We start from the raw sequence: 22182 nt of genomic DNA on the forward strand, positions 1-22182 counted from the left end.
GCTAAGCTGTCGGGTCGGCGGCATTACCGCATTCCTGAAGGCGTTGCAGCATGGGTTGGGACATCACCTACCATCCAGTCGCGGACTCGGAAATCCGTGGCCTCTATTTCCGTGCGCTGGAGGACGCGACGCTGGTTGAGCCGCTGCAGCAGCAATTCCGGATCGAGCCGTTCTACATGGAGCAGCTCCAGGAACGCATCGACGAGGCTCGCTCGATCAGCGCAGACGTGCCCTTCGAGAAGGGGCATGCTTTGTACCTGGCGATCGTGGCCGGTCACCTGCGCCGGTATCACTATCTTCGCGGGAGCGCCCTTTCGTTCTTCATCGACGATCCGGTGGTTGCCCGCTATTTCGCGGACTGGCGGCAACTGGTGCCGCCACAGTGGGCGGACGCCGCTGCAGGCAACCACCTGCGCGAAAACTACGGTGGTGGTGTGTTCATCACGCATGACCGGCTGAAGCAGATGCGCGCGGACTACGCCGGGGACAATGACCTGCGCGCGCGTCTGCACGAGCTGTTCTCCGATGGTCGACTGGCCGTGTTCTGGAGCGTTGTCGATGATGCCATCGGCAAGGGATGCGGATTGCTGGAAGCAAGCGAGGTGGTCGAGCCGAATCCGATGGACCTCAACGCATCGACCAGCATGAGCAATCTGCTCAACTGCGCCCCCGATGGCGCGTTGCTGTACGCAGAGGCCGTCGCGGCGCAGCTGGCGCAGTTCGTGCCGGAAACCCTGGATACGGATACGGCTCCGGCGGCAAACACGCAGAAACGATGGTGGGAACGATTGTTCCGGCGATGACCTCAACGAAAAAAACCGCCCGGTCTCCCGGGCGGTTTTCGTTTCACGCTAGCGCGCAGGCGATCAGTTGCCGGCGCCGGTCAGGCCACGCTTTTCCAGCAGCGGTTCGATCTGCGGCTCGTGGCCGGCGAAATCGCGGAACAGCTGCATCGCGTCGACGCTGCCACCCTTGGACAGCAGGGTGGCGCGGAAGTGGTCGCCGTTCTTGCGGCTCAGGCCGCCGTTGTCCTTGAACCACTTCTGGGTGTTGGCGTCGAGCACTTCCGACCAGATGTAGGCGTAGTAGCCGGCCGAGTAGCCACCCATGATGTGGCTGAAGTACGGGGTCTTGTAGCGCGGCGGCACCGGCGCGTAGTAGATGCCGTCCTTCTCCAGCGCGGCGCGCTCGAAGGCCATCACGTCCTTGGCGGCCGGCACCTGGTCGGCACCGATCTGGTGCCAGCGCTGGTCCAGCATCGCTGCACCCAGGTACTCGGTGGTGGCGAAGCCCTGGTTGAACTTGGCCGCCGCCAGCACCTTGTCCAGCAGCGCCTGCGGCATCGCCGAACCGTTCTGGTAGTGCTTGGCGTAGTTCTTCAGGATGACCGGGTTGTCGGCCCACATCTCGTTCACCTGCGAGGGGAACTCGACGAAGTCACGCGGCACCGAGGTGCCCGAGAAGTACGGGTACTTCACATTGGAGAACATGCCGTGCAGGGCGTGGCCGAACTCGTGGAAGGTGGTGTTCACCTCGTCCCAGGTCAGCAGGGTCGGCTGGCCGGCCGGCGGCTTCGGGATGTTCAGGTGATTGGCGACCACCGGCTTGAAGCCGGTCAGCTTCGACTGCGAGACGTAGGAGTTCATCCACGCGCCGCCGCGCTTGGAGGCGCGTGCGTACGGGTCGAAGATGAAGATTGCCAGCTGGCTGCCGTCGGCGTCGAACACGTCATAGACGGTCACGTCGTCGTGGTAGACCGGCAGGTCTGTGCGCTGCTTGAAGGTCAGGCCGAATTCCAGGTTGGCGGCATGGAACACGCCGTTCTCCAGCACGTTCTTCATTTCGAAGTACGGCTTCAGCTGCGACTCGTCGAAGTTGTACTTGGCCTGGCGCACCTTCTCGCTGTAGAAGGCCCAGTCCCACGGTTCCAGCTTGAAGGTCGGCTTGCCTGCGGCCTTCTGTTCCTGGTCGATCATCGCCTGCAGGTCGGCGGCTTCGCGCTTGGCGTTGGCCACCGCGGCCGGGGCCAGCTTGCCCAGCATCGCGTTGACCGCTTCCGGCGTCTTGGCGGTCTGGTTGGTCAGGTTGTAGGCGGCGAAGTTCGGGAAGCCCATCAGCTTGGCCTTGTCGGCACGCAGCTGCATGATGCGCGAAACCAGCGCGGTGTTGTCGAACTCACCGCCGCGGCTGCCGCGGCTGACCGACGCTTCGTAGATCTTCTGGCGCAGGGCGCGGTTGGCCAGGTTGGTCAGCGGCGGCTGGCCGGTGGTGTTGAGCAGGGTGATTACATACTTGCCTTCCAGGCCCCGGGCCTTGGCGGCTTCGGCGGCGGCGGCGATCTGCTCCTTGGACAGCCCGTCCAGTTCCTTGACGTCGTCGACGGTGATCGCCGAGGCGTTCACTTCCGACTGCACGTTCTGGCTGAACCTGGTGCCCAGGCTGGCCAGTTCGGCGTTCATCTCCTTCAGCTTGGCCTTGTCGGCCTCGGACAGCTTGGCGCCGGCGCGCACGTAGTTGTCGTAGTACTTCTCGACCAGGCGCACGCCTTCGGCGTCCAGGCCCAGCTGGCTGCGGGTGTCATACAGCGCTTGGATGCGGGCGAACAGCTTGCCGTTCAGCGCGATCGCATCGCTGTGCGCGGCGAACTTCGCCGAGTAGTCGGCCTGCAGCTTCTTGCGGGTGTCATTGGTGTCGGCGCCGACCAGGCTGAAGAACACGGTGGTCGCACGGTCGAGGATGTCACCGCTCTTCTCCAGGGCGATGATGGCGTTGTCGAAGGTCGGCTTGGCCTTGTTGTTGGCGATCGCTTCCACTTCCTTCAGCTGCTGCGCCATGCCGGCGTCGAAGGCCGGGGCGAAGTCGCTGTCCTTGATCCTGTCGAACTGTGGGAAGTGCAGCGGCAACGGGCTTTCGGCGAAGAACGGATTGGCCTGCTGAGCGGTGCTGCTGGCGGCCGGGGCGGCGCCGGCCGAGAAGGCGGGCAGGGCAAGGCCGAGGGACATGGCCACGGCAAGGGCAAGGCGGGTGGTCAAGGCAGGAACTCCGGTAAGGCAAACAAGGGCCCGAGGGTAACCCGGCCGGCGGCGTCCGCACTTGTGTCAAAAGGCATGTTGCCGGGGCCGGGCGCGGGTACCATGCATTCACCGCCCACGGCCCGCCATCATGACCAGCGCCTACGATTTCAGTTTCCGTGACCTCGACGGCCAGCCGCATGCGTTGGCCCGTTATCAGGGCCACCCGTTGCTGCTGGTGAACGTCGCCAGCCGCTGTGGCTTCACCCCGCAGTACAGGGGGCTGGAACAGCTCTGGCAGGACTATCGCGAGCGCGGCCTGGTGGTGATCGGCTTTCCCTGCAACCAGTTCGGTGCGCAGGAGCCTGGGGATGCGGCGCAGATCCGCCAGTTCTGTTCGCTGGACTATCCGGTCAGCTTTCCGCTGTCGGAGAAGATCGAGGTCAACGGCGAGGGGGCTGATCCGTTGTGGGCCTGGCTGTCACGCGAGAAGCGCGGCCTGCTTGGCAGTGCCCGTATCAAGTGGAATTTCAGCAAGTTCCTGGTTGATCGCCAAGGGCGGGTGGTGTCGCGGCATGCGCCCACCACCAGGCCGGAACAGCTGCGCGGCGCGATTGAAGCGCTGCTGTAGAGCCGAGCCCACGCTCGGCTGCTTTTCCGGCTGACTCCGAGAGCGCGCGCCGCGCGCAAGCCGAGCGCGGGCTCGGCTCTACAGATACGATGGGTTATTTCTCGACGAACGCGCGCTCAAACACGTAGTGACCCGGCTGGCCGATGCGCGGCGAGACCTGGAAGCCGCGGGCGTCGAGCACGGTGCGCAGATCAGCCAGCATCTGCGGACTGCCGCAAATCATCGCGCGGTCGTTTTCCGGGCTCAGTTCCGGCAGGCCGAGGGTGCGCTGCATCTGGCCGCTTTCCATCAGCGAGGTCAGGCGGCCCTGGTTGGCGAAGGGCTCGCGGGTGACAGCCGGGTAGTACAGCAGCTTGTCGCCGATCATGTCGCCGAGGAACTCGTGCTCACGCAGTTCCTTCTCGAAGTAATCGCGATAGGCCAGGTCCTTCTCGTAGCGCACGCCGTGGCACAGGATCACCTTCTCGAAGCGCTCGTAGGTTTCCGGGTCCTTGATCACTGACAGCCACGGCGCCAGGCCGGTGCCGGTGCCCAGCAGGTACAGGTTCCTGCCGGGGTGCAGGTCGCTGATCAGCAGGGTGCCGGTGGGCTTCTTGCCGACCAGCACCTTGTCGCCCGGCTTGATGTGCTGCAGGCGCGAGGTCAGTGGGCCGTCCTGCACCTTGATGCTGAAGAACTCCAGCTGCTCTTCCCAGTTGGCACTGGCGATGGAGTAGGCACGCAGCAACGGGCGCGCCTCGGTTTCCAGGCCGATCATCACGAACTGGCCGTTCTCGAAGCGGAAGCCGCTGTCGCGGGTGGTGGTGAAACTGAAGTAGGCGTCGGTCCAGTGGCGGACCTCAAGCACCGTTTCGGCGCCAAAAGCGGTGGACATGGGCGTATCTATCAAAAGTCGTCGGGGGTGATTCTATCTCAAATGAGACAGGTTCTCATTGGGCGGGGCGAGAGGCGTTCTCAGCGATAACCCGCCGCCTGCAGCTCGAACAGCTCGGCGTAGCGGCCACCCTGTGCCATCAGCTGCGCGTGGGTGCCGCTGGCCTCGATCCGGCCGTCGGCCAGGACCAGGATGCGGTCGGCCATGCGTACGGAGGAAAAGCGGTGGGAAATCAGCACTGCGGTGCGATTATCCGCCAGTTCCCTGAACCGCTGGAACACCTCGAACTCGCTGCGCGCATCCAGCGCTGCGGTTGGCTCATCCAGGATCATGACCTGCGCATCGCGCATCCATGCGCGCGCGATGGCGATCTTCTGCCATTGGCCGCCGGACAGGTCCACGCCCTGCTTGAAGCGCCGGCCGATCTGCTGGTCGTAGCCACCGGGCAGGTCCTCGATCACTTCCTCGGCCATGCCGCGCCTTGCGGCGTCGGCAATGCGTGCCTGGTCGTCCATCGCCTCGACCTGGCCAACGCCGATGTTCTCACCCGCGCTGAGGCTGTAGCGCACGAAGTCCTGGAAGATCACCCCGAGGTTGTCGCGCAGGTCGTCCAGGTCGTAGTCGCGCAGATCGCGGCCATCGAGCAGGATCCGGCCTTCGTCCGGCTCGTACAGCCGTGCCAGCAGTTTCACCAGCGTGGTCTTGCCGGCGCCGTTCTCGCCGACCAGGGCCAGCACTTCACCTGCGTACAGCTGGAAATCCAGATGGCGCACCGCCCACTGTTCGGCATCGGGATAGCGGAAGCCGACGTTCTCGAACACGAAGCCCTGGCGGATTGGCTGCGGCACGCGCACGGCGCCTTCACGCGAGTGGATTTCCGGCTCGATCTGGAAGAACGAGAACAGGTCATCCAGATACAGCGCCTGGCTGGCGACCTGCGAGAAGCCGATCAGCAGGCCTTCCAGCAGCTGGCGCAGGCGCAGGAAGCTGCCGGCGAGGAAGGTAAGGTCGCCGATCGAAAAGTCGCCGCGCACCGTGCGCCACGCGATGTAGGCGTAGGCGGTGTAGTACCCCAGCGTGCCCAGTGCAGCCAGCAGCGTGCCCCAGAACGCGCGGCGCCGGGCCAGTGCACGGTTGGCCTGGAACAGCGCCACCGACAGCCGCCGGTAGCGTTCCACCAGGAAGCGGTGCAGGTTGTAGATCTTCACTTCCTTGGCCGTTTCCACGCTGGCACCGAGCTGGCGCAGGTAGTCGAGCTGGCGGCGCTCGGGCGTCCATTGGAAGTTGAGGCTGTAACCGGCCGCGTTGAAGTGCGATTCGCCGATGAAGGCCGGCACCAGTGCCAGCGCCAGCAGCAGGATCAGCCACGGTGCGTAGACCAGCAGGCCAACGGCGAGGCTGGCTACGGTGATCGCGTCCTGTACCTGGCCGAACAGCTGGCTCATCAGGTTCATCCGGCCCATTGTCTGGCGCCGCGCACGGTCCAGCTTGTCCTGCAGGTCCGGGTCTTCGAAGTCCTCCAGGTCCAGCGTTGCGGCGTGTTCCATCAGCCGGATGCTGGTGGCATTGGCGAACAGTTCCGAGAGCAGCGCATCGGCGTAGCTGACCAGCCGGCCGAGCAGGTCCGAGGCGATGGCCAGGCCGAATTCCAGCGCCAGCAGGCCCAGCAGTGGATTGAGCAGCCCGCTGGACAGCGCCTCGCCCAGTGGCGGGAAGCCGGCACCGTGCTGGCTCAGGTGCAGGGCGCTGTCGATGATCAGCTTGCCCACGTACAGCATCGCCACCGGCAGCAGCGCGCGGATCAGCCGCAGGCCAAGGCTGGCCAGGGTGAGCGCGGGGCTGGTTTTCCAGACCATGCGCAGGAACGGCGGCAGGTTGCGCATCGCCCTGAAGCGCTGGCGCAGGCTGGGTCTGTTCGCGGCGGCGGCGCCAGCGGTGGGGGTAGCAGGCATGCGCATATTGTGCGGCCTGATACGTGCAGAGGGGGTCAGTGCAGCCGTGTGGCCGACACCGGGGTCCGATCCCTCTGCCACGCAACGGGCTCTGACCCCATCAGCCCGGATCGGGTCAGAGCCCATCGCGAAGCGAAGGGATCCGAACCTCCCGCATCCACGCATGGCGTGGACCTACCGTGTCGACCAAGGTCGACACCTACCAACAGCGGTAGAAGTCTGTCGAGGGCGGGGTGGGTCAGGTCGTAGGGGCGTGAGCCGCATGGATGCGGCGACCGAGCTTACATGGACGTACTTGCAGCGTCCCCTGCGACCTGACCCACCCTGCCAACCCGCAGAAGAGCCAGCTTCTGCCGTTGCTCCAGCTGTTGCTCTGGCCTCTGCGGGTGCCGGGCGGCAGCCCGGCCAACAGGCCCCTTTTACGGCAGCGGCGGCAGCAACCCCGCACCCAGCCGGTTCCACGCATTGATCACCGCAATGCCCATGCTCAGGTCACTGATGCCCTTCTCATCGAAGTGCGGTGCCAGTGCATCGAACGCCGCCTGCGACGGCGCACCGTCGGTCAGCCGGGTCAGCGCCTCGGCCCAGCCCAGCGCCGCACGTTCACGGGCATCAAAGAAGCGGCTTTCGTGCCAGGCGGGCAGCGTATCGAGCTTGCGCGGCTCGATGCCGCCCTTGCGCAGCGCAGTGCCGTGCATGTCCATGCAGTAGCCGCAGCCGTTGAGCTGCGACACGCGCAGGAACACCAGTTCCATCAGGGTCGGATCGACCGAGCTGTCATGCACCGCCTGGCTGGTGGCCAGCAGGCCCTTGAAGGCCTCGGCGGCCAGGCGGGTGTAGGGGACGCGGGGAGAGGCATGGTTCGACATCGTGGGCTCCACGGCGGCCACAGTGGCCGCCTTTCACTACCAGGACGCCCTACCGTCGCCGCGCGTGACAACGTCCGGCAGCTTCTCCGGATTCAACACGCTGTACACGTTGGCGATGCGGCCATCGACCACTTCGATGGTGGTGATCGAGTGCAGGCGGTCGCCCTGGAAGCGCAGAATCGCCGGCTCGCCATTGACGCAGCCCAGGTGGGCCGGATGCACCGCGCCACGGCGGGCGATGGCCCAGAACAGGCGGCCGATGCGCTCGGCACCCAGCAGTGGGCGGATCGCTGCGGTAACCACGCCGCCACCGTCGGAGACCAGTTGCGCGTTGGCGTGCAGCAGGGCTTGGATCGCCTCGCTGTCGCCGCGCTGCGAGGCGTCCATGAAGCGCGCCAGCAGCTGCCGGTGCTGGCTGGCATCGGCGTTGAAGCGCGGCCGCCGGGCCTGCAGGCGTTGCCGGGCACGGTGCACCATCTGCCGGCAGTTGGCCTCGCTGTGACCGATCAGCTCGGCGATCTCGCGATAGTCGTGGTCGAAGGCCTCTTTCAGCAGGAAGGCGGCGCGTTCTTCGGGGCCGAGTTGTTCGAGCAAGGTCAGGAAGGCCACCGAGACATCGTCGGCCAGCGCATGCAGCTGGGCCGGGCCGGGCGCCGGGTCAGGCTCCAGCGTGACGGCCAGCGGCTCGGCCAGCCACGGCCCGACGTAGTGCGCGCGCTCGCGCTTGGCCGCACGCAGCCGGTCCAGGCCGAGCCGGGTGGTGGTGGTGACCAGCCAGGCCTCGGGGTCGCGGACGCCGGCCGGATCGGCGCCGGACCAGCGCAGCCAGGCATCCTGGACCACGTCTTCGGCGTCGGCGCGGCTGCCGAGCAGGCGATAGGCCAGGGCCATCAGGCGCGGGCGGTGGGTCTGGAAAGCGGTTTCGGCGTTCATGTGGGCAAGGACGCGCCAACGGGGCGGGGCGTGACAGGGCTTCTGGATCTGATCTTGCCGGCCAGCGCCCAGCACGACCACCCCGGGGCCGGGGGAGGGGGTAAAATGGGCGGATTACCCCCGCCAGCCTCGAGCAAGCGAGCAAGCCGTGACATCGATCAAGCAGGAAGACCTCATCCAGTCCATCGCCGACGCGCTGCAGTACATCTCGTACTACCACCCGGTCGACTACATCAAGAACCTCGCCGCTGCCTACGAGCGCGAGGAGTCGCCGGCCGCGAAGGAAGCGATGGCCCAGATCCTGATCAATTCGCGCATGTGCGCCGAGGGCCACCGCCCGATCTGCCAGGACACCGGCATCGTCACCGTGTTCCTGGAAATCGGCATGGACGTGCGCTGGGACGACGCCACCATGGGCGTGGAAGAGATGGCCAATGAGGGCGTTCGCCGCGCCTACATGCACCCGGACAACAAGCTGCGCGCCTCTGTGCTGGCTGATCCGGCCGGCAAGCGGATCAATACCAAGGACAACACTCCGGGCGTGGTCAACGTCAAGGTGGTGCCGGGCAACACCGTCGACGTGATCGTCGCCGCCAAGGGCGGTGGTTCGGAAGCGAAGACCAAGTTCGCCATGCTCAACCCGTCCGACTCCATCGTCGACTGGGTGCTGAAGACCGTGCCGACCATGGGCGCCGGCTGGTGCCCGCCGGGCATGCTCGGCATCGGCATCGGTGGCACCGCCGAGAAGGCGATGCTGCTGGCCAAGGAAGCGCTGATGGAGCCGATCGACATCACCGAACTGCAGGCCCGGGGCGCGTCCAACCGCATTGAAGAGCTGCGCCTGGAGCTGTACGAGAAGGTCAACGCGCTTGGCATTGGTGCGCAGGGCCTGGGGGGCCTGACCACCGTGCTCGACATCAAGATCAAGGATTACCCGACCCACGCGGCCAACCTGCCGGTGGCGATGATCCCGAACTGCGCGGCCACCCGCCATGCGCACTTCACCCTGGATGGCAGCGGCCCGGTGATGCTGGACCCGCCGTCGCTGGAAGACTGGCCGAAACTGACCTATGACGCGTCCAAGGGCACCCGCGTGGACCTGGACACGATCACCCCGGAAGACGTGGCCAGCTGGAAGCCGGGCCAGACCCTGCTGCTCAACGGCAAGCTGCTGACCGGCCGCGACGCCGCGCACAAGCGCATGGTCGACATGCTCAACAAGGGCGAGGAACTGCCGGTGGATCTGAAGGGCCGCTTCATCTACTACGTCGGCCCGGTAGATCCTGTGCGCGACGAAGTGGTGGGCCCGGCCGGCCCGACCACGGCGACCCGCATGGACAAGTTCACCGAGCAGGTGCTGGCGCAGACCGGCCTGCTGGGCATGGTCGGCAAGGCCGAGCGCGGCCCGGCCGCCATCGAAGCGATCAAGAAGCACAAGTCGGCCTACCTGATGGCCGTTGGTGGTTCGGCCTACCTGGTGTCCAAGGCGATCAAGGCGGCCAAGGTGGTCGGTTTCGCCGACCTGGGCATGGAAGCGATCTACGAGTTCACCGTGCAGGACATGCCCGTGACCGTGGCCGTCGATTCCACCGGCGAATCGGTGCACAAGACCGGCCCGCGCGAATGGCAGGCCCGTATCGGCAAGATTCCGGTGGTGGTGGAGTAATCCTTCCGCCCAGTGTTCAGACAACGGCGCCCGTGTGGCGCCGTTGTTGTGTGCAGCCTGCCTGCGCGTGGCCTGCTCTGCTAACGTACTGGCTGGCGTTCTGGAAGGGAGTCCATCGTGCTGCAGTTGCCGCGTGTTTTCGTGTTGCTGGTCGCTGCGCTGGCGTGCAGCGCCTGCGGGCCACGTTACTTCGTCGAGCCTCCCACCCACGAAGCGGGGAAGATCTGCGCGTCGGTCTGCGAGAACCGGAAGGCAACGTGCGACTTCCACAACCGCGCCCTTGCCGAGTCGGATCAGCGCAGCTGCGAAAGCGAGAAGAGCCGGGTCATCAGCCGTTGCAGTGATATCGCCGATGACAAGCAGCGGCACAACTGCGAAGGGGGCAACGGTGCCGGCAACTACTGCGGTCCCCCGGTGCTTCCTTCATGCGGCGCTCCGTACGCCCAATGCCTGCTCTCCTGCGGCGGCACCGTGAATGACGTTCGCACCGACACCGGTGTTCCCGTGTACTGATCGGGGCGCGCGTCGGGCCTGCACGAGTAACCGTAGTCTGCTAGGGTCGGCACATCCCTGCACTGGATGTGCCCATGCGCCTGCATCGATCCGTCGCGACTGTGTTCCTGCTGGTCCTGGCCGGCTGCAGCACGACGTCCTCCTATGAAGGTGCGGATTTCTCCGCCTCCTCGCAGTGCCGCGTGCAATGCCAGGCCGATTATCGGAGCTGCATGGCGCGGGGGAGTATCGGCAGCAACGACTTCAGCTGCGAACAACAGATGGTGCCGGCGCCGGACAAACGCTGCAAGGACGTTGCCAATCCCGAACTGCGCCGTTCCTGTGAACTGAAGACACACGACTGCGCGATACGCACGCCGATCATGTCCTGTAGCGAAGGCCGCGATACCTGCATGAGCCGCTGCGGCTGAGCAACGATTGCCCGTGCAGGGCATAATCGGCCGATTCATCCACCCGGGACTTGCGCATGAGCACCACGCTGTATGGTTCGACCAGCACCGCCGCCCTGGTGGTGCACTGGCTGCTGATCGAACTCGGCATCGAGCACGAACTGGTGCTGCTGGATTTCGACGCACGCGAGCACAAGTCGGCCGAGTACCTGGCACTGAACCCTGTTGGCGTGGTGCCGACGCTGCTGATCGATGGCCTGGTACTGACCGAAGCGGCGGCCATTGCACTGTACCTGGCTGATCGCCATCCGGACGCCAACCTGCTGCCCGCGCTGGGCACACCGCAGCGCGCCGATGCCTACCGTTGGATGTTCTGGTGTGCCAATACGCTGCAGCCGGCCTATCGAGCATGGTTCTATCCACACGAAATGGCGGGCGAGGCGAATATCGAGGCCAGCCGCGGGATGGCACGGCAGCGCCTGGAAGCGGCCTGGCAGCATGTGGCCGCGCACCTGCATGCACATGGCCCCTACCTGCTGGGCGCCACGCCCTGCGTGGCCGACTACATGCTGATGCGCTGGTCGCGCAACATGCCGAGGCCCAGCGACACCTGGCCGGCGCTGAAGGCGCATGCCACGTCGATGAAGGCGCGCCCGGCGTTCGCCGAGGTGTATCGCCGCGAGGGCATCACCGACTGGCAGTAGCCCGTTCTGCAGCGCCGAGCCACGCTCGGCTGCATTCACGGGTGGCACGCGAGCAGCAGCCGGGCAGCAGCCGGCCAGGGCTCGGCTCTGGCAGTGCGGGTTACAGGATCTCCAGCACCGTTTCCGGCGGCCGGCACAGCCGTGTACCCTTGGGCGTGCGCACCACGGGGCGGTTGATCAGCCGCGGGTGTTCGGCCATCGCGGCCAGCAGCGTGGCCTCGTCCGCATCCTCCAGGCCAAGTTCGGTGAACTGCGCCTCCTTGTTGCGCACCAGCGCCCGCGCGTCCAGTCCGGATTCGGCCAGCACCTGGCGCAGCGTGGCCGCATCGGGTGGGTTGCTCAGGTATTCGATCACCTCCGGATCGAAGCCTGCATCGCGGATCAGCTTCAGTGCGCCGCGCGAGTTGCTGCAGGCCGGGTTGTGCCAGATCGTCACGTCCATCAGAACCACTCCAGCAGGGACACACCCACGCCCACGTAGGTGGCCTTGTGGTTGTAATCGATCAGGCTTTCGCCGTAGCCGTCGAAGACCTGCACATGGCCGCGCAGCAGGTTGCTGATCGGGAAGCCGTAATCCAGCTGCAGGGCGCCGTGCGAGCGGCTGCCGGTGCGCAGCGAATGGCGCGCCATCAACGAGACTTCGTGGCCGTTGCGGTTCCAGGTCAGGGTCGCGTCACCGCGGCCCATGTAATCCTCGATGTCCGGGTTGTTGTCATCGCTGCGGGTTTCCGGGATGCGGTACCAGGGGCGCAGCACCAGCGCCCAGTTCTCGCGGTCCAGGCCGATGTTGAGCATGACCCGGTTCCAGCTGCGCGACAGTGGGTCGGCCCGGCCATTGGACTGGTGGTTCAGCGCGATGCCGGTCATGCGCCCGCGCCAGCCACCGATCGAGTAGCCGTTGCGGAAGACCATCATCACTTCCGGTTCGTAATTGGTTTCGCGGAAGGGGCGCGAATCCTCGCTGTTGTAGGCCTGCCAGCGCGAGCTCTGGGTGTAGCCGGCCCAGATGTCGCCGTTGTCGCCGAACAGGTTTTCGGCGATCTTGGTCTTGAAACTGATCTGGAACTTCAGCTCGGCACTGTCCAGCACCTGCGGCGTGGTGACCGTGTTGGCCGGATTCGGCGAATGCGGTGTGGTGTTGCGGTCGCTGGTCCAGAACGCAGGCAGCAGGTACACCGGCTTGTAGGCGCGCAGCTGGAACGGGCCGAGCTTGGAGTCCTCGGCCAGTTCCCAGCGGCTGTCCAGCAGTGAGCCCCGGCCAGCGTTTGCCAGCGCGCTGTCGGGCTCTGCTGGGCGGAGCAGATCACTGACCCGCTCGCGCAGTTTCTCTTCGCCCTGGCTTACGCGTGCAGTCTGTCGTTCTTCGCGACGGGCCTGTGCTGCTGCCTCGGCGGCAGCGTCGGCCTCGGCGGTGGACTGCGCGGAGCGCCCGAACTGCCGGTCATAACAGGCCAGGCGGGCAGCGTCTGTGGTAATCGCCGCACATGCGGCCGGCGAGGCTTCGGCGCTGGGCGCGAACTCCTGCGCAGCGAGCGGAGCACTGGCCAAGGCCAGCGCCAGCGGTGCGAGGCGGGGAAGCAGCGGGGGGAGGGTCATTCCAGCAGGCCCTTCGGTGAATACGGGAGTCGCACAGTGTGGCGGCTGTACCGGGTCGCGGCCAGCCCCCATGGTTTATGCACGCCCACCGCGTGCGTGCGGCGTGAAGGCGGTGCCGATTACAGGAACCACGCGAAGGCGAACAGGCCAAGCATCGCGATCACTACGGCCAGTTTCAGCGCCAGGCCGAGCAGGATGCCGAGCCAGGTGGCCAGTCCCACCCTGGTCGAGCGGCCCAGCTCGCGGGTGTGCCAGTACTCGCCGAGCAGGGCGCCGAGCAGTGGGCCCGCAAACAGGCCGATGGGCATGAAGAACAGCCCCACGATGCTGCCGGCGAAGGTGCCCCACAGCGCCTTGCGGCTGGCACCCACCCGCTGTGCACCCACTACGGTGGCCAGCACGTCCGCCAGCAGCGAGAGCACGGTCAGTACGCCCAGCCCAACCAGGGTCGGCCAGCCGACGTGGACGAAGCCGTCCGCCCAGGCCGCCAGCAGCAGTCCGATGAACACCAGCGGGATGCCGGGCAGGGCCGGGAGGATGATGCCCGCGATGCCGGCGAGGACAAAAATGACCGCTAGCAGATACAAGATGAATGAGAGTCCCATGCTGTCCCGTATGGTGGCCGTTTTGGGGTTGACAGTGAAAGATTTTGCCAGTTGCTTTTTCGTTTTGGGCGGGTTAAGTTGCAGTCGCTGAGCTTGGCAAGGTCACCGTGGATCGTGGCCTGATGAAGCAAGATCTTCCCGATCCGCTGCATCGATGCACCTCGCTTCCCCCTTGCTTGTCAGCCGCCCACCAGGCGTTTCCAACAACAAGAGAGAGTCACCAGGGAGTTAGTGAGATGTCTGATCGCGAGACCGGTACCGTCAAGTGGTTCAACGATGCGAAGGGCTTCGGCTTCATCAGCCGTGAAAACGGCGAAGACGTGTTCGTGCACTTCCGCGCCATCCAGACCCAGGGCTTCAAGAGCCTGAAGGAAGGCCAGAAGGTCACCTTCACCGTCGTGCAGGGCCAGAAAGGCCTGCAGGCCGACGCCGTGCAGCCGACCTGATCGCGCTGCAAGCCGTCGCATGAAAAAGGCCCGCGCAAGCGGGCCTTTTTCTTTGCGATCGGCCCGGTGCAGATCAGCGCAGGATGACCTTGCCGTTGACTACGCGCACGTAGGTGTTTTCGCGGATGCCGCCGAGGTCGCGCTGGTTGACCACGATGGTGCGGCCATCGTCCATGCGCACGCTGATGTCGTAGGTATCGCTGGTGACGTTCTTCTGGATCTGGTTGCCCGCCAGCGCGCCGCCGACCGCGCCCGCAGCGGCGGCGATGTTCTTGTTGCCACGGCTGCCGCCGGTGTGGTCGGAGATCTCGTGGCCAGCCACCGCGCCGACGATGCCGCCGAGGATCGCGCCGGTCGCGCTGGGCGCAGTGCGGCCCGAGGGCACGGTGTTGATGCGGGTGACGATGCCGCAGTCGGCACAACGGCCCTGGTTGTAGCCGCCGTTGTTGCCGTAGCCGCCGTTGTTGTAGCCGTTGTTGTAGCCGCCACCGCCATAGCCGGGGGAGGTGGCACAGCCAGCCAGGGCGAGGGTAGCGATGGCGCTGGCGGCGATGAGCTGGATCTTCATGGGGCGTCTCCTGGCCGTGAAGGCGGGTGCGTTGGGTGGTACTGCGTCGTGCAGCAGGGTGGACGAATCGTCCCCTTTTGAACGTGAACAAGGCGCCAACCGCGCAGCCCTTGCCCGGCTGCAGGATGAATGCGGCTCATCGGAAGTCCTGGTGGCAGGCGCGGCAATCGGCCTGCACCGTTTCCACCACCTGCGCCAGGGCCGTGCAGTCGCTGGGCGGCGCGGCCAAGGCGGCATTGAGGCTGCCGCGCAGCTGGCTGGCATGCTGCTGGAACTGCGCGCTGTCCTTCAGCCCGGGGAAGGCAAGATCCAGGTCGTTGGACAGCAAGCGCATTGCCTGCAACCGCGGCACGCTGTCGGCCAGGCTGCAGCGGTTCTGCTGCTGGGCCTGCAGCAGCAGCTGCGACTGCCGTTGCATCACCTGCATCAGGCTGTCGGGGAACGGGTCGCGGCGGGACTGCAGGGCACGGCCGACCATCACCGTGGCGACCAGCCCGATCAGCAGGCCCAGGCCGAGCACGAACAGGTAACGGTAGGCAGGGGACGGGCGGCGGGGCGGGCTGGCGTTCATGGCAGGCTCTCCGGCGTGCAACGGTGGGTTCGATGCCGGCGCGCAGCAGGTGCCGGCAGGTGCACGTTAAAATAGCGGCATGAACGAACTGGTCAAACAACGCTTCGCCGGCATCGAACGGCTGTATGGCGTGGGCGCACTCGAGCGCCTGCAGGGCAGCCGCGTGGCGGTGGTGGGCATGGGCGGCGTCGGCTCGTGGGTGGTGGAGGCATTGGCCCGCTCTGCGGTCGGCCACCTGACCCTGATCGATGCCGATGACATCTGCGTGTCCAACACCAACCGGCAGCTGCCGGCGATGGAAGGCAACTACGGCCGCAACAAGGCCGAGGCGATGGCCGAGCGTTGCCGCGCGATCAACCCGGACATCGAGGTCGATGCCGTGCAGGCATTCCTGACCGTGTCGAACATGGCCGAGTTGCTGGACCGTGGCTTCGACCTGGTGATCGATGCCTGCGACAGCTTCCGGGTCAAGGTCGAGACGATCGCCTGGTGCCGTCGCCGCAAGCTGCCGCTGCTGACCGTGGGGGCTGCCGGTGGTCGCACCGATCCGACCCTGGTGCGCATCCGCGATGTCTCGCGCACCGAGCACGATGCCATGCTGGCACTGATCCGCAAGAAGCTGCGCAGCGAGTTCAACTTCCCTAGGAATGCCAAGCGCTACTTTGGCGTGCCGGCGGTGTATTCGCTGGAGAACGTGAAGTACCCGCAGGCCGATGGCAGTGTCTGCGGCATCCGGCCGAACCTGGGCGCCGATGCGGCATTGAAGCTCGATTGTGGTGCAGGCCTGGGGGCAGCGACCCACATCACCGGTGCGTTCGCCTTCGCCGCAGTGGGCAAGGCGCTGGAAATGCTGCTGGAGCCGAAGAAGGTGAAGGCCGACGTGGCTGAAGCCCACGCCGACGCATGACGGTAGACGCCGGCCGCTGGCCGGCATTGCCGTTGATCGTCGCCGATTCGATCAACACGTAAGTGCAGCCGGTAGCGCCGGGCCCTGCCCGGCGGCGGGTCCGCCGCCCGTTACAACGCTGGCAGAGCGAACAGCCGTCGCGCGTTCTCCGTCGTGGCATGTGCAACGGCTTCAACGTCCATTCCGCGCAGTGCCGCGACATGGCGGGCGATGACCGCCAGCCGTGCCGGTTCGTTGCGCTGGCCGCGGATGCCGGCGTCAGGCTGGTCGGGCGCGTCGGTCTCCAGCAGCAGCTGTTCCAGCGGCATCCCGCGCACCAGGCGCTGCAGCCGTTGCGCGCGTTCGTAGGTCAGCGGACCACCGAGACCGAGCAGGAAGCCCTGCCGGTGCAGCTGCGCAGCCTGTTCGGGGCTGCCGGAAAAGCTGTGCACCACGCCGCGCAGGCCGCCGATACGGCGGATCGCGGCGATCACCGCGTCCACCGCGCGTCGCGCGTGCACGATTACCGGCAGCTCGAACTCGCGGGCCAGTTGCAGCTGACCGATGAAATACGCCTGTTGCGCCTCCTCATCCAGCCCCTCGACGAAGAAATCCAGCCCGCATTCGCCGATCGCACACGGGCGTTCGCGCTCGATCCATTCGCGCAGCAGCGGCAGATGGTCGGGCCGGTGCTCGGCCAGGAACATCGGGTGCAGCCCGTAGGCCGGATGCAGCCCCGGCGCCTGCTGGCAGACCACGCGCAGCTTCGGCCAGCTGGCCGCGGTCACCGCCGGCACCACCTGCAGGCGCACGCCAGCGGCCTGCGCGCGCGCGATCACGGCGCTGCGGTCACTGTCGAACTCGCCGGCATCGAGGTGGCAGTGGCTGTCGACCAGCGGGCTCAACGCTGTTCCAGCGACGGCGCAACCGTGGCAGCGTGGCGGCTTTTCCAGTTGGCCAGCAGCAGGGTGCCGAAGCCGAGCACCAGCTCATCGACGAACGGGATCGGGTCCGGGATGAACAGCGTCAGCACGAACAGGCCCGCTGTAAGCTTGAACAGGGTGGGGTAGCGCAGCCGGCGGGCCCATTGCAGTACCGGCAGCAGCATCGGGTTTGCCATGGCGGAAATCCTCGTGGGGAATATGCAAACGCTACCACGGGCCCAGCATTTCCCGATGCTGAATGGGTTACAGGAATGAGCAGGAAATGTGGAGATTCCGTTCAGGCAGCGCATGCTGCAATCTGGTTCGAGAACGTTGCGGATGGTCCGCAAGGAGCAGGTCATGAAAAGCACAACTACAACTGTCCTGGTCGCAGCGGGCGCGCTGCTGGTCGGTGGCATCGCCACCGCCGCCTTCATGAAGAGTGGCGGCAAATCGCCCGATTCCATCAGCGCCACCACCCCCAATGGCGAGTCGCGCCTGGTCGACGGCAGTGCCACCGACGATGGCGCACGTGGTGACAGGCTCGACCCGTCTGCGCCGCGTGGGCTGGAATACGCCGACGTGCTGAAGGTCGACCCGATCACCGAGAAGCAGAAGGCCTACGCCACTGTGATCGGCACCGATCCGGTGCGCGAGACTTCCACCACCCAGACCCCGCACGAGGTGTGCCAGGACGTGACCGTGCAGGAACGCCTGCCGGAGCGTGATGGCAACGTCGGTGGCACCGTGGTCGGCGCCGTGGTCGGCGGCCTGCTCGGCAACCAGGTTGGCGGCGGCAACGGCAAGAAGGCCGCGGCCGCCGCAGGCGCGGTGGCCGGTGGCTTCATCGGCAACCAGATCGACAAGCGCCACGTGGGTGGCCGCGTGGTCAACCGCACCGAGCGCCAGTGCCACACCGAGACCGCCACCTCCGAGTCGAGCCGTGTTACCGGCTACAACGTGACCTACCGCAACGAAGACGGCACCACCGGTACCATGCGCATGGCCAGCAAGCCGGGCAACCGCATCGCCATGGGCACCAATGACGTGGTGAAGGGCTACAACGTGACCTACCGCTACGACGGCGCCGAGAAGACCGTGCGCATGGACAACAAGCCGGCCAGCGATCGCCTGCCGGTGGTCGATGGCCAGCTGGTCACGCAGACCGCTGCTGCCGGCGCCACTGCGGCCACGCGCCAGTAATCCAGAATACGTGCTGTACCCGACGGGCCGGCGCATGCCGGCCCGTTTCGTTGTGAGCGCGGGCATTCATCCGTGTGGAGGCCGAATCCACCATCATGGTGGCCCCTTCGACATGGAGTCGGCATGAGCATCTTCGATCTGCGCCTGGAAACCGAGCGCCTGATCCTGCGCCCGCTGCGGCGCGAGGACTACGAACCCTATCTGGCGTTCTGCGCCGACGAGGAAACGATGCGCACCCTCGGTGGCGTGCAGCCGCCTTCGGTAGCCTGGCGCGGCTTCTGCAGCCTGGCTGGCGCCTGGCAGCTGTTCGGCTTCTCGATGTTCAGCGTGATCGAAAAATCCAGCGGGGACTGGATCGGGCGGATGGGTCCCTGGCAACCGCAGGACTGGCCGGGTACCGAGGTCGGCTGGGGCATCCGCCGCGCCAGCTGGGGCCGGGGCTATGCGCCGGAAGCGGCGGTCGCGGCGATCGACTGGGCCTTCGACACGCTGGGTTGGCACGAGGTGATCCATACCATCGCCGAGAACAACGACAACTCGCGGGCGGTCGCGCGCAAGCTCGGCAGCAGGTTGCTGCGCATGGGCGAATTGCCGCCGCCTTACAACGACAAGCCGATGCAGATCTGGGGCCAGTCGCGCGAGCAGTGGCGGCAACGCGCGCGCTGAGCGTTGCCTGGTAGTGCCGGCCGCTGGCCGGCAACCATGTTGCGGCAGCATTCGTGCAATCGCCGGCCCGCGGCCAGCGTTACCTGGTTGCCATGCTGCATCCGCGCTTGGCATTCCCTGGCGCACTTGCCAGACTGCACGCAGCCGGCCGCCGGCCGGATCCGATGGAGCAGGCAATGGTGGAAGAGCGCGTCCCGCTGACGGTGCATGGCATGTCGGTCTCGGGCAATTGCCACAAGGTCCGGCTGCTGCTTGAGCAGCTCGGGAGCCGTTACCGCTGGGTGGAAGTGGACAGTGCCCATGGCCAGACCCACACGCCCGAATTCCTTGCGCTCAACCCGAATGCCAAGGTGCCGCTGATCGTCCGCGACGACGGCCGCGTGCTGACCGAATCCAACGCGATCCTGTTCTGGCTGGCCGAAGGCACGCCCTACCTGCCCAGCGATGGCTGGGAGCGTGCGCAGGCGTTGAGCTGGATGTTCTTCGAGCAGTACACGCACGAGCCGTGCGTGGCGGTAGCGCGCTTCATCCGGGGCTGGACGGCGCCCGACTCGCCACGCCGCGCCGAGCTGCCACGGTTGCACGAGCGCGCCGCCACCGCGCTGGCGGTGATGGAGCAGCACCTTCGCCAGGCGCAGTGGTTCACCGGCAGCAGCTACGGCATCGCCGATATCGCCCTGTTTGCCTACACCGACGTGGCCGGCGAGGGCGGCATCAGCCTGGAGCCATTCCCCGAGGTGCGCGCCTGGCTGCAGCGCGTGCGTGCGCAGCCGCGCTTCCTGCCGATGCCGGCGGTGACCGCCGAGGTGCGCTCGCGTTTCGAGGCGGCTTGATGCCCACAGGGTAGCGCCCGGTATTGCCGGGCGGAACGCAACAACGACACGGAGGGTGTTCGATGTTCGCTGTGGTTCCGGATCCGATTCCCGCACGCATGCGGGGGCTCAACCGCGCCGAGGTGTGCGACGTCAATTTCCTTGAGGCGGTGCGCGGGTGGCGCGGGACGCCGCGCCCGCGACCCGTGGCAGATGCTCCGATCCTGCCCGGCAGTACGCTCACCGCTGCCGCCTTCGATGAACTGTTCGACTCGCAGCTGGCCAGCCGCCAGCTGGACCTGATGGCGCGCGTGCTGCGCGTGCAGAACAAGGTCTTCTACACCATCGGGTCGTCCGGCCATGAAGGCAACGCGCTGCTGGCGCGGGCCTGCCGGCACACCGATCCTGCCTTCCTGCACTATCGTTCCGGCGCCTTCATGGCCGAGCGTTCGCGCCAGGTGCCGGGCATCGACCCGTTGCGCGATGCTGCGCTTTCCTTCGCTGCCTGCGCCGATGATCCGGCCAGTGGTGGCCGCCACAAAGTGTGGGGCAGCAAGCCGCTGTGGGTGCTGCCGCAGACTTCGACCATCGCCTCGCACCTGCCGAAAGCGCTGGGCACCGCGCTGGCCATCGAGAGTGGCAAGCGGCTGGCGCAGGCGCTGCCGGTTCCCGCCGACAGTATCGTGCTCTGCTCGTTCGGCGACGCCTCGGCCAATCACGCTACCGCGCAGACGGCGTTCAACACCGCGATGTGGGCGGCCTACCAGAAACTGCCGGCGCCAATCCTGTTCGTCTGCGAGGACAACGGCCTGGGCATCTCGGTGAAGACCCCCGATGGCTGGATCGCCGAGCGCTTCAGCCACCAGCCGGGGCTGGACTATTTCTTCGCCGATGGGCTGGACCTGGCCACCGGGCACGCCCAGGTGCAGGCTGCGGTGGAACACTGCCGGCGAACGCGGCGACCGACTTTCCTGCATCTGCGCACCACGCGCCTGATGGGCCACGCCGGCACCGACTTCGAAGTGGAATGGCGGGCGTTGCCGGAGCTGTGCGCGGCCGAGGCGCAGGATCCGCTGCTGCGCTCGGCGCAGATCGCACTGGAGTCGGGCTGGATGGATGCGGCGGCGATCGAGACGGCCTACGAGACGATGCGTGCGCGCTGCATGGCCGCTGCCACCGAGGCTGAAGGCGGGGCGAAGCTGGGGTCGCTGCGGGAGGTGATGGCGCCGCTCGCACCGTACACGCCGGCAGCGGTGCAGGCCGAAGCGCAGCGCGAGGTCGCTGCCGAAGCGCGCGAGGCACTCTATGGTCGTATCGAGGCATTGCCCGAACGACAGGCGCCGCGCCATCTGGCGATCCAGATCAACCACGGCCTGCAGGAATTGCTGGCGAAGTATCCGCAGAGCCTGCTGTTCGGCGAGGACGTGGCCCAGAAGGGCGGTGTGTACACTGTCACAAAGGATCTGCTGCGCCGCTTCGGGCCACGCCGGGTGTTCAACACCCTGCTGGACGAAACCATGATCCTGGGCATGGCGCAGGGCCTGGCCAACATGGGCATGCTGCCGATTCCGGAAATCCAGTACCTGGCCTACCTGCACAATGCCATCGACCAGTTGCGTGGCGAGGCCTGTTCGCTGCAGTTCTTCTCCAACGACCAGTACCGCAACCCGATGCTGCTGCGGGTGGCCGGGCTGGGCTACCAGAAGGGCTTCGGCGGCCACTTCCACAACGACAACTCGATCACCGCCCTGCGCGACATCCCCGGGCTGGTGGTCGGCTGCCCGTCGCGCGGCGACGATGCGGTGATGATGTTGCGCACGCTGGCGGCGCTGGCCCGGGTGGATGGGCGCGTGGCGGTGTTCCTGGAGCCGATCGCGCTGTACATGAGCAAGGACCTGCATGAGCCGGGCGATGGCCAGTGGCTGTTCGACTATCCGGCCCAGGGCCGGGCACTGGTGCCGGGCGAAGGCCGTGTTTACGGGCCGGAGGCGGGCGATCTGGTGGTCTACACGTATGGCAACGGCGTGCCGATGGCGTTGCGCGCAGCGCGAGCCATCGGGCAGCAGCTGGGCTGGCAGGTGCGGGTGGTCGACCTGCGCTGGCTGGTGCCGCTGGATGCCGGCTTCATCGCCGCCCAGGCCGCCAGCGCACGGCGGGTGCTGGTGCTGGACGAGGGCCGGCACAGTGGCGGGGTGGGCGAGGGCGTGGTGACCGCACTGGTCGAGGCCGGTTTCGGCCATCTGCCACTGCGCCGGGTCTGCGGTGCCGATACCTACACCCCGTTGGCGGGGGCAGCAATGTTCGGGCTTCCAAGCGACAATGCGGTGATTGGCGCCGCCCTTGAACTGGCGCAGGAACCTTGAT

General features: G+C 66.5%; 24 protein-coding genes. 12 read left to right on the plus strand and 12 right to left on the minus strand.

The window, feature by feature from the left end:
• Window positions 1-50: 50 nt before the first annotated feature.
• The gene (locus tag AC5P8J_RS04075; protein WP_134732269.1) at window positions 51-803 is read left to right on the plus strand and encodes a hypothetical protein; all 753 of its coding nucleotides are present in this window, start codon (window positions 51-53) and stop codon (window positions 801-803) included.
• Between the two features lie 63 nt (window positions 804-866).
• Here AC5P8J_RS04075 and AC5P8J_RS04080 read toward each other — a convergent pair whose 3' ends face one another.
• Window positions 867-3032 carry a M3 family metallopeptidase gene (locus tag AC5P8J_RS04080; RefSeq protein ID WP_495216628.1) on the minus strand — a complete coding sequence of 722 codons (2166 nt, stop codon included), beginning with the start codon at window positions 3030-3032 and terminating at the stop codon, window positions 867-869.
• Between the two features lie 130 nt (window positions 3033-3162).
• Between AC5P8J_RS04080 and AC5P8J_RS04085 the strand changes: the two genes are divergently transcribed.
• Complete coding sequence (locus AC5P8J_RS04085; RefSeq protein ID WP_155029832.1) at window positions 3163-3642, plus strand: glutathione peroxidase; 480 nt, start codon at window positions 3163-3165, stop codon at window positions 3640-3642.
• A 94-nt stretch (window positions 3643-3736) separates the two neighbouring features.
• Here the strand turns inward: AC5P8J_RS04085 and AC5P8J_RS04090 are convergent, their stop codons facing one another.
• The 4 genes from AC5P8J_RS04090 to AC5P8J_RS04105 all read right to left on the minus strand — a co-directional run bounded on the left by AC5P8J_RS04090 (window position 3737) and on the right by AC5P8J_RS04105 (window position 8270).
• On the minus strand, window positions 3737-4516 hold the full coding sequence (locus AC5P8J_RS04090) for a ferredoxin--NADP reductase (RefSeq protein WP_019660436.1): 780 nt from the start codon (window positions 4514-4516) through the stop codon (window positions 3737-3739).
• 80 nt (window positions 4517-4596) lie between these two features.
• Window positions 4597-6468: an ABC transporter ATP-binding protein gene (locus AC5P8J_RS04095; protein WP_495216629.1), complete on the minus strand. Its 1872-nt coding sequence runs from the start codon at window positions 6466-6468 to the stop codon at window positions 4597-4599.
• A 419-nt stretch (window positions 6469-6887) separates the two neighbouring features.
• Complete coding sequence (locus AC5P8J_RS04100; protein WP_019660434.1) at window positions 6888-7337, minus strand: carboxymuconolactone decarboxylase family protein; 450 nt, start codon at window positions 7335-7337, stop codon at window positions 6888-6890.
• Between the two features lie 36 nt (window positions 7338-7373).
• Window positions 7374-8270 carry an RNA polymerase sigma-70 factor gene (locus AC5P8J_RS04105; protein ID WP_180876618.1) on the minus strand — a complete coding sequence of 299 codons (897 nt, stop codon included), beginning with the start codon at window positions 8268-8270 and terminating at the stop codon, window positions 7374-7376.
• 148 nt (window positions 8271-8418) lie between these two features.
• Between AC5P8J_RS04105 and AC5P8J_RS04110 the strand changes: the two genes are divergently transcribed.
• The 4 genes from AC5P8J_RS04110 (at window position 8419) to AC5P8J_RS04125 (ending at window position 11542) form a co-directional block, all read left to right on the plus strand.
• Window positions 8419-9936 (plus strand): fumarate hydratase, encoded by a 1518-nt coding sequence (locus AC5P8J_RS04110; RefSeq protein WP_019660432.1) that lies wholly within the window; start codon window positions 8419-8421, stop codon window positions 9934-9936.
• Between the two features lie 117 nt (window positions 9937-10053).
• On the plus strand, window positions 10054-10449 hold the full coding sequence (locus tag AC5P8J_RS04115; protein WP_111099277.1) for a hypothetical protein: 396 nt from the start codon (window positions 10054-10056) through the stop codon (window positions 10447-10449).
• Window positions 10450-10523: 74 nt separating this feature from the next.
• Window positions 10524-10859, plus strand: a complete 336-nt coding sequence (locus AC5P8J_RS04120; protein ID WP_019660430.1) for a hypothetical protein — start codon at window positions 10524-10526, stop codon at window positions 10857-10859.
• A 56-nt stretch (window positions 10860-10915) separates the two neighbouring features.
• Complete coding sequence (locus AC5P8J_RS04125) at window positions 10916-11542, plus strand: glutathione S-transferase family protein (protein ID WP_495216630.1); 627 nt, start codon at window positions 10916-10918, stop codon at window positions 11540-11542.
• 100 nt (window positions 11543-11642) lie between these two features.
• On the opposite strand, the gene arsC is transcribed toward AC5P8J_RS04125, so the two are convergent.
• The 3 genes from arsC to AC5P8J_RS04140 all read right to left on the minus strand — a co-directional run bounded on the left by arsC (window position 11643) and on the right by AC5P8J_RS04140 (window position 13743).
• Window positions 11643-11984 (minus strand): arsenate reductase (glutaredoxin), encoded by a 342-nt coding sequence (gene arsC / locus AC5P8J_RS04130; RefSeq protein WP_329842206.1) that lies wholly within the window; start codon window positions 11982-11984, stop codon window positions 11643-11645.
• A complete protein-coding gene (locus AC5P8J_RS04135; RefSeq protein WP_019660427.1) occupies window positions 11984-13138 on the minus strand; it encodes a phospholipase A in 1155 nt (384 codons plus the stop codon). Before AC5P8J_RS04135 ends, arsC begins: the two co-directional genes overlap by 1 nt.
• Window positions 13139-13257: 119 nt before the next feature.
• On the minus strand, window positions 13258-13743 hold the full coding sequence (locus tag AC5P8J_RS04140; RefSeq protein ID WP_021203027.1) for a DUF456 domain-containing protein: 486 nt from the start codon (window positions 13741-13743) through the stop codon (window positions 13258-13260).
• Between the two features lie 236 nt (window positions 13744-13979).
• On the opposite strand from AC5P8J_RS04140, the gene AC5P8J_RS04145 reads away from it, so the two are divergent.
• Entirely contained in the window at window positions 13980-14189 is a 210-nt protein-coding gene (locus tag AC5P8J_RS04145) for a cold-shock protein (protein ID WP_005410290.1), read from the plus strand.
• A 73-nt stretch (window positions 14190-14262) separates the two neighbouring features.
• Here AC5P8J_RS04145 and AC5P8J_RS04150 read toward each other — a convergent pair whose 3' ends face one another.
• On the minus strand, window positions 14263-14757 hold the full coding sequence (locus AC5P8J_RS04150; RefSeq protein ID WP_005410289.1) for a glycine zipper 2TM domain-containing protein: 495 nt from the start codon (window positions 14755-14757) through the stop codon (window positions 14263-14265).
• Window positions 14758-14893: 136 nt separating this feature from the next.
• Window positions 14894-15328, minus strand: a complete 435-nt coding sequence (locus AC5P8J_RS04155) for a cytochrome c (RefSeq protein ID WP_019660425.1) — start codon at window positions 15326-15328, stop codon at window positions 14894-14896.
• 79 nt (window positions 15329-15407) lie between these two features.
• On the opposite strand from AC5P8J_RS04155, the gene AC5P8J_RS04160 reads away from it, so the two are divergent.
• Window positions 15408-16235, plus strand: a complete 828-nt coding sequence (locus AC5P8J_RS04160) for a tRNA threonylcarbamoyladenosine dehydratase (RefSeq protein WP_019660424.1) — start codon at window positions 15408-15410, stop codon at window positions 16233-16235.
• Between the two features lie 110 nt (window positions 16236-16345).
• Here the strand turns inward: AC5P8J_RS04160 and AC5P8J_RS04165 are convergent, their stop codons facing one another.
• Together AC5P8J_RS04165 and AC5P8J_RS04170 are read right to left on the minus strand one after the other, a co-directional pair.
• Complete coding sequence (locus AC5P8J_RS04165) at window positions 16346-17119, minus strand: TatD family hydrolase (RefSeq protein WP_019660423.1); 774 nt, start codon at window positions 17117-17119, stop codon at window positions 16346-16348.
• Window positions 17116-17334 (minus strand): DUF6116 family protein, encoded by a 219-nt coding sequence (locus AC5P8J_RS04170; protein ID WP_019660422.1) that lies wholly within the window; start codon window positions 17332-17334, stop codon window positions 17116-17118. Before AC5P8J_RS04170 ends, AC5P8J_RS04165 begins: the two co-directional genes overlap by 4 nt.
• A gap of 163 nt (window positions 17335-17497) precedes the next feature.
• Between AC5P8J_RS04170 and AC5P8J_RS04175 the strand changes: the two genes are divergently transcribed.
• The 4 genes from AC5P8J_RS04175 to AC5P8J_RS04190 all read left to right on the plus strand — a co-directional run bounded on the left by AC5P8J_RS04175 (window position 17498) and on the right by AC5P8J_RS04190 (window position 22181).
• Window positions 17498-18340: a glycine zipper 2TM domain-containing protein gene (locus AC5P8J_RS04175; RefSeq protein WP_495216631.1), complete on the plus strand. Its 843-nt coding sequence runs from the start codon at window positions 17498-17500 to the stop codon at window positions 18338-18340.
• Between the two features lie 123 nt (window positions 18341-18463).
• Window positions 18464-19006 (plus strand): GNAT family N-acetyltransferase, encoded by a 543-nt coding sequence (locus AC5P8J_RS04180; protein ID WP_019660420.1) that lies wholly within the window; start codon window positions 18464-18466, stop codon window positions 19004-19006.
• A 176-nt stretch (window positions 19007-19182) separates the two neighbouring features.
• Window positions 19183-19839 carry a glutathione S-transferase family protein gene (locus AC5P8J_RS04185; RefSeq protein ID WP_031269994.1) on the plus strand — a complete coding sequence of 219 codons (657 nt, stop codon included), beginning with the start codon at window positions 19183-19185 and terminating at the stop codon, window positions 19837-19839.
• A gap of 62 nt (window positions 19840-19901) precedes the next feature.
• A complete protein-coding gene (locus AC5P8J_RS04190; RefSeq protein ID WP_495216632.1) occupies window positions 19902-22181 on the plus strand; it encodes a thiamine pyrophosphate-dependent enzyme in 2280 nt (759 codons plus the stop codon).
• Window position 22182 lies beyond the last annotated feature (1 nt).

The organism is Stenotrophomonas sp. YJH_SMC_37, assembly GCF_059370035.1.